This window comes from Novosphingobium sp. 63-713 (assembly GCF_001898925.1).
Taxonomy (GTDB): Bacteria; Pseudomonadota; Alphaproteobacteria; order Sphingomonadales; family Sphingomonadaceae; genus Novosphingobium.
Genome location: NZ_MKVS01000016.1, coordinates 1 through 7,648, shown reverse-complemented (window position 1 = coordinate 7,648; position 7,648 = coordinate 1). Strand labels below are relative to the sequence as shown.

Here is a 7,648-nt window from a genome sequence, read left to right as displayed (position 1 = left end):
CGCTACGGCCAGCCTGATTACTGCCTACCGTGGGCGTCCATCGCCGACCTTACTGCAATGTTGCGGGCGGCGCAGACTGTCCAGATAAGGCCACGAGCTCTTCGCGCCCGCGCCAGGAGCGATCCTTGTGGTAATCGCGCAGGCTTTCGCGGGCGAGGCGCGAAGCCGATCCGGTCGCATGCACAAGTTCATGGGCCAGCGTGGAAACCAGATCCATGTCACTGTCGAAAGCCTGACGCTCGGGCAGGTATATGCGGTCCTGATCCGGGCGATAATGGGCATCGTAAAGCCCGTAATCCACCGGCACGCCGACGCTCTCAAGGAACGCCTGCGCCTCGGCCACATCGGGCTTCATGGGAGCCGCTTCGGTCAGTTCTGCGCCTTCCGCCCCATCGACCTGATCCCGGTTAAACACGACAAAGCTGCGCGCGAAGAAGCAGGCCCGGCCTTCACCTTCGGCAGCTTCCTCGGCATTGCCCGCGCCGTCCTGCCGCTCGATCTTTTTCCAGAGCACGACATGGGTGCCGCATTCCCCTTTGCGCACCTGCGCACCTTGGACTTTCCATTGCTGATAGGTCGCCCAGATGCCCGACTGAAAACCCAGCGCGTCAGCCGTGGCCCATAGGATCACACGGTTGATGCCAGTATAACGACGGCCCGCCACGCTGGTCGGGCGCATGGTCGGTGCCGCGCAATTGTGCCAGGGCATTCGCCACTGCCCTGCACCGGCCTCGATGGCGGCGACAAGCTGATCGGTGACGGTCTGGTAGATGTCGGAACGGGGTTTCATCGAGGTTCTTCCTTCCTTTGAGCGCCGCAGGGCGCATTCACCCCTCACCCCCTCTCGCTTTGGAAAGGCGGGGCCAGACATGGCCGGATTGTTGGGGATTAGCGGGCAGAGGCTTGTCCCCTGCCCGCGTGTTGCTCAGGCGGCTTGCGCGAGCAGCGGCTCTGCCTCTGTTCCCGAAGTGTCGTCGGCAGGGCCAGCCTCGCCGGGCTCGGGCTCGGCTTCGCCTTCCTCATCGAATTCAGCGTCCGCCTCGTCGATCAGACCGATATCCTCTGCGGGATCTGGATCTTGGCTGGTTCCCTGCCCGGCCTCGTCCTGCGCCACCTGCCCGACAGGCGGCATCGCACCATCGAAGCGCATTTCGTCGGGCACCCAGGCCAGAGCGCGCTCCTTGACGCTGGGCTGGACAATCGTCTCGCCCGCACACAGCCTCGCCGCAGCGCTGGCCAGTTCGCTCTTCTTGGCCGTCGCATAGCGTCCTGCCGCTTCGGGATCGATGCCGCCCAGAATGGTCAGGATCTGCCCCTTCTTCTTGCGGTCGAAATAGCGCTCGGCGCTCGGGCGCCAATGCTGCGCCACATCAATGTCCAGCAGCGCGCCAAGGCTGGTCTGGAAGGCATTGTTATACTGGCCATGCGCCAAACTAGCCTTCAGGCTCTGGCTGACGGCGAAAGCCAGCCAACCGGCCTTGGCTTCCTCGTCGAGTGCACGGAAGGCGAGGAAGGAGGCAAAGCTGTTATGTTCCTGTCCCCAGTCGCAGGGCAGCGCGGCTTTGATGCTGCCAAGCTGGACCTGCGCCTCGCTCTCGGGGATCGATTTGATACCGGCAGGCTCGAAGCGATCGCTGATGGTGATGGCGCAGCCCGTATCACTGTAACCGAAATGCCCTGCAAACGACCGGGCCAGTTCGAAGATCGTGATGTCGAGGGCCAGCCCTGGATCATTGGCAATATGCAGCGCCAGCACATCGCGGCGATCCTTGGCCAGTTGCTCTTCGAGCGAGCGGGGGTTGGTTTCGTCGGGCTTCGTCGGGTCGCTGGCGCTGGCCTGTTCGTCACCCTGCGATGCATCACCTTCGCCCGGACCTTGCTGCACGGAACGGCGCTTCTTCTGTGTTGTGTAATAGCTCGGGGCGAGGCAGGGCTGCCCGTCGCGGTCGAGGATCAGGAAGGTGCCGACATGCGGGCGATCCTCATCAGGAATGATCGGGTCGGTCTTCGAAATCCTGTCGCGCTCGGTATTGAGTTGCTCCTGCTCGGCATAGAGGGTGTCTTCCGCCTCCCCTTCCTCGCATTCCTCCAGCGCATCTTCGATATCAATGAGACGGCCTTCGATGACCGCGATACGCTCCTTCGCCTCCGGGCTGGGTTCGGCATAGGTCGGCCAATAGGTCTGAAGATCCTCGGTCTCGCTATAGGGCACATGGGTGACCAGCAGCGGTTTGACCCAGCCCAGTCTGGTTCCGAGCGCTGCAATTTCTGCCTCATGCTGCAGCTTGGCCTGGGCCAGCTCAAGCGCCAGTTCGCCATCGAGCCACAGGCCCTCGCCTTCCCCGGCGAACAGGTCGCGCTCGATGCGCCCACCGGCTCCTGCATACTCTTCCTCAGTCAGGAAGATCGCCACCGGATGATTGGCCGACAGCGCGCTTTCCGCAATGGCGCGGCGGATGGCCTGCGGGTTGTCCCCCTGCCAGTTCGTCGAAAAGCGTTCCCATGCCGCCAATTGGCGTTCCCGGTCGCCCGTGGTGCCATAGGCCATTGCCACATCAAGCGTGATCTTGCCTTCGGCCAGGGCGTTGAAGATCGGTTCGGCCAGATCGCCCAGCCGCACCCGGCCCTGCACATGGCGCACCGTCACGCCAAAGCGCCGCGCCACATCTTCGACACTCGCGCCCTCGGCCATGATATCGCGATAGGCCTGGGCCTCATCAGCAGGCGTCATCGCCTCACGGATCAGGTTCTCGGCAAGGCTGATTTCTCGGCTTGCCATCGCCTCATTCTCGCAGAGGCGAACGTCAACGGCATAGTCCTTGGGCAGCGTGCCGCGTTCGATCAGCAGGCCGATTGCGCGCCAGCGGCGTCCACCGGCGTGCACATCGTAAAGTGTCTTCTTGCCCGAGCTGGGGCTGACAATCAGCGGCTGCAAAAGCCCGTGTTCGGCAATGCTGGCCGCCAGCGCCTCCAGCCCGGTCTGGGCGTTGGTCTTGCGCACATTGGCGTCCGAGAGGCGCAGTTTACCGTGGGGGAGCGAGATCATGTCCATGATGCAGGTCTTTCGTTTGAGAACGAGACCCGGATCGAAAGCGCTTCAACACTCAAGGGGTCTCAATCCCCGCTCTTCCCCCTCTCCTTGTTCTTCATAATGTGCGCCGGAACGGCGCTTGTAGGCAGCCACCCGGGTGACCGCCCTTACCGCCATGGCCTCCTGAGTCAGTCTATTCGATAGACCTCACCGGTCCCCGCAACCCGATAGAGATCAACCCGTTCGCCATCCCAGTGATAGTCGAAATGTCGACCCTGGATCGGGATGGTAACCCGATCTGGATAGAACAAGGCTGCACATTCGCCCTGCGCGTAGCGCGTGCTTGGATAGACCACGCCTTCGCTGGCCTGCGCGCGCAAGCGCTCGGCAAGAGGGTGAGAGGCCGTGTAAGACACAGGGTTCAGCGCTTCCGCCCATGCAAGGTCTCCACCTCGCAGATCATGCAGCCATCCATCGAGGTCGAGCACCAGTTCCCGGAATTGCGATGTCCAACCAGGTGCTTCCTGACTGCGGGCCATAAAGGCGGCATGATGGTGCATCGTTTCAATGAGCGCCGTTTCAAAGGTTCGGGCGATATAGAGCGCACCGAAATGTCCATCGTGAAAGCGTCCGGCACGATCTGGACTGGCATGGGTGAAGGGCGCCATTACATAGCTGGCGCCCGGTCCAGCGACACGGCGTCCCACCGGAACGAGGTCGATATTGCCGATCGTTTCCATCAATCGAGGATTGGTCTTTTGCTCGGCGGCGATCAACAAGGGCCAATCTTCAGGATCGGCGATGTCGTCGAAGAGATCGATAGGAGGATAGAGGCTGCGGATGATCCGCCGCGCTCCAGACCAAACAACATGCGTAACAGGAAGCGAACCCGGATCAATCACCACCCACCGCGCTCCGCGTCGAGATAGCGACGCACCCGCATCAGATCAGTGAGTTCACCGCCCAACATGACCTCCAGCGCCGAACGCCCGCCAAAGATCTCGTTGGGGGCTTTGATCCAGGCATAGCCACGGGCAGGTTCGTGGAAGATAATCCGCAGAGCCTTATGAATGCCCAGAAGATTCGAAAGGCGGGCCTTGCCATCGCGACTGAAGCGAGTGGACGCTCCGGCTTTCCAACGCGCAAGCGTACGCCTTGGCACGTCGAGCATGATCGAGGCCTGATCCTCAGTCACACCCCATAGGCGGAAGAGGTTGAAAATGGCGCGCAGCATCGCACTTGCCTCCTGATCCGTAATCGGATCGGGGGCGAAGGGCGCAGGCTCCGTCGCAATGCGGGTCAGTGTCGTCATAAGGCCTCCATGCCATATGGCACAATATATGCCAATTTATACAAAATGGCAATATTCTATAAGAGCCGGGCATGATGGCCTCCCGCGCTAACGTCAGGAAATGATCGGGATCACCGAAAGGACAGTGACAACCTTGGCACCCGCCTTCGTGGTGGTCGTCAATAGCACCGCGCAGGGACGTTCCTTGCTGCCACCTTCGTGACCTGCTTTTGCTTCGTGGCTCCGCCGTTGACATATGACCGCGCCGCTGCAAGCACGAAGGTTCACGACAATCTCACAGGATGTAGGGTAAGTGACATCGGGTCCACGCCCGCCCACCGTTTGAGGCGCGGAGCGCTCAAAGTCCGGAGAACCGAAAATCTGTAACTTGTATCGCCTCAACAGCAAGAATGCTGAAATCGCCAGAATGTTCGAGGTCCGCGAAGCTGCGAGCAGCAATCGATCCGAGGAAGTCTATCCCGGCTACCCCGGACTGGTTGTTGCCGGCGGCTTTGCCCGCACCATGAATTGGGGCTTCCCCCTGATCATGACCGGCAAGAAGGGCCAGAAGCTCAAGTCCAAACCGGTTACCAATGCTCGCGATGACAAATTGCACACCCCGTTCTGGCGACAAAGCTTTGAGCAGCGCCGCTGTCTGATCCCGGTGACAGCCTGGGCTGAACCGGAAGGCGCAAGCGGACAGATGACCCGCACCTGGTATCGTCTGCCAGAGTGCGACATCTTTGCGGTCGCAGGCCTATGGCGCGCGAGCGACGAATGGGGCGATGTCTATACGATGGTCATGGTCGAGAGTTCGCCTCGGATGCAGGAGGTGCATGACCGCATGCCTGTCATTCTCGCACCAGAACATTGGCATCGTTGGCTGACAGGCACGCCGCGCGAAGCCTTTGACCTGTGCCGGACCTGGCAAGGTGACCTTGCGCCCAATCGCACCGACGAACGCTGGGCAGGCGGCCCGAGCCTGATGGGATCTTTATTCGGGTAAGCGAAGGATTGAGGCTCGAGGAATGGGGCAAAGCCGCGCTTGCCCCATCACTTTGAGGTTGGCCGCCGCACGTAGCCGATTTACTCTTCCGCCTGGCTGAAAGCGTTGCCCAGATCACGCGCTCCATGCAGCACGCGGACGATCTCTACCTGGTCCTCGGAATAAAGAAAGAAGAGCAGATAGCGCCCATGACGGGCGACGCGCAGCCCTTGAGCCAAATCAGGTCGGGCCGGAAAGCTTGCCGGTCTCTCCGCAGCGACCTGCGCAACAGACTGCAATTCATCGACAAAACTCAACGCACGTGACGGATTATCGTCGGCGATATAATGGGCAATGGCCCGCAAATCTTCAATGGCAGCCGGCCGGTAGACGACCTTCCTCATGCGTCAGGCTTGGTCCGCTTGCCGATCAGGCCGCGCAATTCGGCATAGACTTGTTCAGCCGGAACCCCCGGACCGCTTTCCAGACCGACACGAATGGCTGCGCGCAGTTCATCCAGTTCACGCCTCGTAGCATCTTGCTCACGCATCCAGCCCCGCAAGGCATCGCGGATGACTTCGCTGGTCGAGGCATATTCCCCGCCCTCAACCGCCGCTTTGACAATGGCGGCCATTTCCGACGGGACGGTGATCGTCAATCTCTCGATAGCACCCATGGCCAAATCTCCTCTTACGCAGTGCACTTTATCATACTTAGTCATACCGGCAAACTGGCTTTGCAGCGCCATCCTTCAACTCTGGCAAGGAGATAGGCTGGAGGGCTGCATTCAAGCGTATAGCCATATTGCTCCATCTGCCGCTTGTGGCGTTCGGGCCAGTTCTCCAACCGACGGATGCGCCGCAGCAGGCGCCGCGAGGACGAGCGCAATTCCAGCCATCGCTGCTGAAGGCATGGATCAATCCGATTGACCCGCTGCTCTCGCAACGCTTTCAAGTGTTCCTCCAAGCTGGCGAGTTCGGCCTCCATCTCTGCCACGCAGCCCCGCAATCGATCATCGCTTACCTCGATCGGCAGGAATCCGGCGCCGGCGCACAGATTGCCTGCGACGTAATGCCCGCGAAGCGATCCATCGGCGCGCAAAGGCCTTGCGCGCCCACAGATCTGACAGTGCCCCCGATTCACGCCGCGATAGCCTCGACAATCTCCACCGCCCGGCTGACCGGAACGAAAAGCCGCGTCTGATACTGGATAATCTCGGTAAAGCAGCCCCTGGCCTTCCAGTGCGGCAGTGAGCGCGCTTCGAAGCCGGTAATCTCAAGGCGCTGCTCGCCATTGACCCGCGAACGTTTGAGATTAAGCCCGCGCACGGCGTCGATCGGCACGATCTTGCCCGACATCGCGGCACCCACCAATTCGTCCGGCGCCATGGCGATACGATCATCCAGCCCCAGTTTGGTCAGCAGGTGATTGACGCTATCGGCCGGAACGATACGGCCCAGCAGGCTCCGCCCGTCCTGCGTCACGAGGCGGCGCACCTGCGCTTCATCGCCCAGCAGGTTCCAGATCGGCAGCAGGCGGCCAGTGGCGAGAAACAGTCGTTCGACATGGGGCCGCTGCGCCGCTTCTTCGGCCTCCTGCTCCCACAGCGCCTCGAAGGCCTCAAGGGAGCAATCATCCCAATGGCTCTCGGCCAGTTCCGCCTCGGTGATCGTGGTGTGCCCGTTCGGGCGATAAAGCCGGTAAGTCGGCAAAGCCTTGCCTTCCTCATCGAGCCAGGTGCGATCAGGCACCAGCAGCGCCACCCGGCCCGACCGCCCGTTGCGCATGCTGCGCGCCTTGCCCCCTGCCCTGCGCATCCGTTCACGGATATCGGCCAGCGAGGTGATCTGCGCCGCCCATTGGGCTTCGATGGTCAGCAATTGCGTGGGAGAACTCGGATCCGGGCGCAGGATGCGTTCTTCGACCACGGTCAGCTTGTCGGCACGAATGGTTTCGACACCGGCATCAAAGGTTCCGGCTTTGCGGGCGGCGTCGATGCGGGCTTCGACTAACCCGAGAAACTCGTCGAAAATCGCGTTCTGGAGATGGATCGGCAGGGCAAGTATGCGGTTCAGCCAGCGCTGGATCGGCGGCAGGTTCTGGATCAGACCGCCCTCCTCGCGATCTTCCAGCCGCAGTCCGGTGCGATGGCAAAAATCTGCGAAACTGACGCTGGCCAGTTTGCCACCATGCAGCAGGCGATACCAGCTCAGCAGGGCTTCGCGGGCGTAATCACTCTCGAGATGTGCGACGTGAAGTCGCTTAAGTAATTGTTTGAAAGGAGTTTGACTCATGAATCAAACCTGATGTTTCGTCATCAGTAGCCTACTGGCACATGCGA

Annotated in this window: 9 protein-coding genes; 1 reads left to right on the top strand and 8 read right to left on the bottom strand. The window is 61.2% G+C overall.

From position 1 onward, the window contains the following. Window positions 1-49: 49 nt before the first annotated feature. The 4 genes from BGP00_RS08205 to BGP00_RS08190 all read right to left on the bottom strand — a co-directional run bounded on the left by BGP00_RS08205 (window position 50) and on the right by BGP00_RS08190 (window position 4,343). Window positions 50-790 (bottom strand): ArdC-like ssDNA-binding domain-containing protein, encoded by a 741-nt coding sequence (locus BGP00_RS08205; RefSeq protein ID WP_292687841.1) that lies wholly within the window; start codon window positions 788-790, stop codon window positions 50-52. Window positions 791-925: 135 nt separating this feature from the next. Then, window positions 926-3,052 (bottom strand): ParB/RepB/Spo0J family partition protein, encoded by a 2,127-nt coding sequence (locus BGP00_RS08200; RefSeq protein ID WP_292687843.1) that lies wholly within the window; start codon window positions 3,050-3,052, stop codon window positions 926-928. A 167-nt stretch (window positions 3,053-3,219) separates the two neighbouring features. Continuing rightward, the gene (locus BGP00_RS08195) at window positions 3,220-3,933 is read right to left on the bottom strand and encodes an RES family NAD+ phosphorylase (RefSeq protein WP_292687854.1); all 714 of its coding nucleotides are present in this window, start codon (window positions 3,931-3,933) and stop codon (window positions 3,220-3,222) included. Beyond that, window positions 3,930-4,343, bottom strand: a complete 414-nt coding sequence (locus tag BGP00_RS08190) for an MbcA/ParS/Xre antitoxin family protein (RefSeq protein ID WP_292687845.1) — start codon at window positions 4,341-4,343, stop codon at window positions 3,930-3,932. Before BGP00_RS08190 ends, BGP00_RS08195 begins: the two co-directional genes overlap by 4 nt. 358 nt (window positions 4,344-4,701) lie before the next feature. On the opposite strand from BGP00_RS08190, the gene BGP00_RS08185 reads away from it, so the two are divergent. Next, complete coding sequence (locus tag BGP00_RS08185; protein WP_292687856.1) at window positions 4,702-5,328, top strand: SOS response-associated peptidase family protein; 627 nt, start codon at window positions 4,702-4,704, stop codon at window positions 5,326-5,328. An 80-nt stretch (window positions 5,329-5,408) separates the two neighbouring features. On the opposite strand, the gene BGP00_RS08180 is transcribed toward BGP00_RS08185, so the two are convergent. Genes BGP00_RS08180 through BGP00_RS08165 form a run of 4 tightly spaced genes read right to left on the bottom strand, consistent with a single transcriptional unit; the run spans window position 5,409 to window position 7,601 of the window. After that, window positions 5,409-5,711 carry a type II toxin-antitoxin system RelE/ParE family toxin gene (locus BGP00_RS08180; protein ID WP_292687847.1) on the bottom strand — a complete coding sequence of 101 codons (303 nt, stop codon included), beginning with the start codon at window positions 5,709-5,711 and terminating at the stop codon, window positions 5,409-5,411. Continuing rightward, window positions 5,708-5,983, bottom strand: a complete 276-nt coding sequence (locus tag BGP00_RS08175; RefSeq protein WP_292687849.1) for a type II toxin-antitoxin system ParD family antitoxin — start codon at window positions 5,981-5,983, stop codon at window positions 5,708-5,710. The genes BGP00_RS08180 and BGP00_RS08175 overlap by 4 nt, the downstream gene beginning before the upstream one ends. Window positions 5,984-6,024: 41 nt before the next feature. Further along, on the bottom strand, window positions 6,025-6,408 hold the full coding sequence (locus tag BGP00_RS08170; RefSeq protein ID WP_292687850.1) for a hypothetical protein: 384 nt from the start codon (window positions 6,406-6,408) through the stop codon (window positions 6,025-6,027). 38 nt (window positions 6,409-6,446) lie between these two features. Beyond that, on the bottom strand, window positions 6,447-7,601 hold the full coding sequence (locus BGP00_RS08165) for a strawberry notch C-terminal domain-containing protein (RefSeq protein ID WP_292687852.1): 1,155 nt from the start codon (window positions 7,599-7,601) through the stop codon (window positions 6,447-6,449). Window positions 7,602-7,648 lie beyond the last annotated feature (47 nt).

Excerpts from the sequence above, each read along its gene's own strand:
- BGP00_RS08205 (WP_292687841.1), bottom strand. The coding sequence starts at position 790 with ATGAAACCCCGTTCCGACATCTACCAGACCGTCACCGATCAGCTTGTC.
- BGP00_RS08200 (WP_292687843.1), bottom strand. The coding sequence starts at position 3,052 with ATGGACATGATCTCGCTCCCCCACGGTAAACTGCGCCTCTCGGACGCC.
- BGP00_RS08190 (WP_292687845.1), bottom strand. The coding sequence starts at position 4,343 with ATGACGACACTGACCCGCATTGCGACGGAGCCTGCGCCCTTCGCCCCC.
- BGP00_RS08180 (WP_292687847.1), bottom strand. The coding sequence starts at position 5,711 with ATGAGGAAGGTCGTCTACCGGCCGGCTGCCATTGAAGATTTGCGGGCC.
- BGP00_RS08175 (WP_292687849.1), bottom strand. The coding sequence starts at position 5,983 with ATGGGTGCTATCGAGAGATTGACGATCACCGTCCCGTCGGAAATGGCC.
- BGP00_RS08165 (WP_292687852.1), bottom strand. The coding sequence starts at position 7,601 with ATGAGTCAAACTCCTTTCAAACAATTACTTAAGCGACTTCACGTCGCA.